Annotated in this window: 1 protein-coding gene; it reads left to right on the forward strand. The window is 59.2% G+C overall.

Going from position 1 to position 1,000, the window contains the following annotated elements:
- Window positions 1–77: 77 nt before the first annotated feature.
- A partial coding sequence (locus tag HGP12_RS33740; protein WP_168880246.1) for an IS4 family transposase occupies window positions 78–1,000 on the forward strand: 923 nt, incomplete at its 3' end.

Raw genomic sequence — 1,000 nt, forward strand, 5'->3', positions numbered from 1 at the left:
CACGGTACACGACATTAATGGTGAGAACGGAATGATGTGGTTGAATTGAAGATTCTTCGCCAAAAGGATCTTCGCTTATGACACCGCTTCATGCCGCTCTCATCGAGACGTTAGGCCGCCATTTTCTTCTGGGCAAGAGCCGTCTGTTGACGCTTGCCGTGCTGATTGCCGGCCTTGTCCAGTCGCGCACCGTCAACCTTTCGCATCTGGCCGTGCATATGTCGGGACCGGCGTGCTATGCCTCGAAGTATCGCCGCCTGCAGCGCTTCTTCCAGTTCGTCCGCCTCGACCAGGCCGTGGCGGCCCGTCTGGTGGTTTCCATGCTCAATTTGGATCGCCCCAAGATGCTGGCGCTTGACCGCACCAACTGGAAGTTCGGGTCGCGCAATATCAACATTCTGCTGCTGGCGATCGTGACCCGCCGCTTTCGGGTGCCGCTGCTCTTTACCCTGCTGCCGCATCAGGGCAGTTCCGACATGGCCCAACGCATCGCCCTGATGCGGCGTTATCTCATGCTGTTTGATGCCGCATCGATAAAGTGCCTGTTGGCCGATCGGGAGTTCATCGGCGTCGAGTGGATGGATTTCCTCAACCAAAACAATATTCCCTTCGTCATCCGCCTGAAGATCGACATGGCCGTCACCCTTCAGGATGGCAGCACATGGTCGCTGGCAACGCTGCTGCGGCGCAGGCGGGCGCGACGGGCAAGCGTCATCGGCAAGGCCCATGTCAACGGCACCGCCGGCACCACGCTTGAGCCGATCTGCCTGGCGGCAAAGCGCCTCGACGACGAATGGCTGATCGTCGCCACCAACCGCAACGATCCCAAGCAAGCCCTCAACGATTACCGAAAGCGATGGGGCATCGAGTGCCTATTCGGCGATGCCAAAACGCGCGGCCTCAATATGGAGGACACCCACATCACCAATCCCGACAAGCTCGCAAGCCTGCTCGTCATCCTCATCCTGGCCATCACCTGGGCCTACCGATGCGCTACTCA

The sequence above is a fragment of the Rhizobium sp. P28RR-XV genome (assembly GCF_012641385.1).
Classification (GTDB): domain Bacteria; phylum Pseudomonadota; class Alphaproteobacteria; order Rhizobiales; family Rhizobiaceae; genus Rhizobium.